At 49.1% G+C, this 570-nt stretch carries 1 protein-coding gene; it reads left to right on the forward strand.

Annotation, left to right across the window (positions count from 1 at the left end; all coding sequences use genetic code 11):
• The coding region (locus R7Q09_RS27290) for a UvrD-helicase domain-containing protein (RefSeq protein ID WP_318144099.1) at window positions 1–570 on the forward strand (570 nt) is incomplete at both ends.

A 570-nucleotide genomic window follows, 5' to 3' on the forward strand; every position in this document is an offset into this window, starting at 1 on the left:
AAGCCAAAGCGATGGCGAAAGGCGAGCAACAACAGCTGTTCGCTTTTTGTTTTGAGATGTACCAGAAACAGATGAAGGCGTACAACGCGCTCGATTTTGATGACCTGATCCTGCTGCCAGTATTGCTGCTGCGTAATAATGAAGACGTGCGTCAGCGTTGGCAAAATCGCATCCGCTATCTATTGGTTGATGAATACCAAGATACCAACACCAGTCAGTATGAACTGGTCAAATTGATTGTGGGTGAGCGCGGTCGCTTGACCGTCGTGGGTGATGATGACCAATCGATTTACTCGTGGCGTGGTGCCAAACCGCAAAACTTGGTGCTGCTCGGGCAAGATTACCCGAACCTGCGCCTGATCAAGCTGGAACAGAACTATCGCTCGACCAGTCGAATTCTTCGTGCTGCAAACATTTTGATTGCCAACAACCCGCACGTGTATGAAAAATCACTGTTCTCAGAGATTCCTGACGGCGAAAAACTGAAAGTGTTGCTAGCCAAGAACGAAGAGCACGAAGCAGAACGGGTCACGGGTGAGTTGATTGCGCACAAGTTCTTAAATCGCACGG

It is taken from the genome of Vibrio sp. 2130-1 (genome assembly GCF_033339515.1).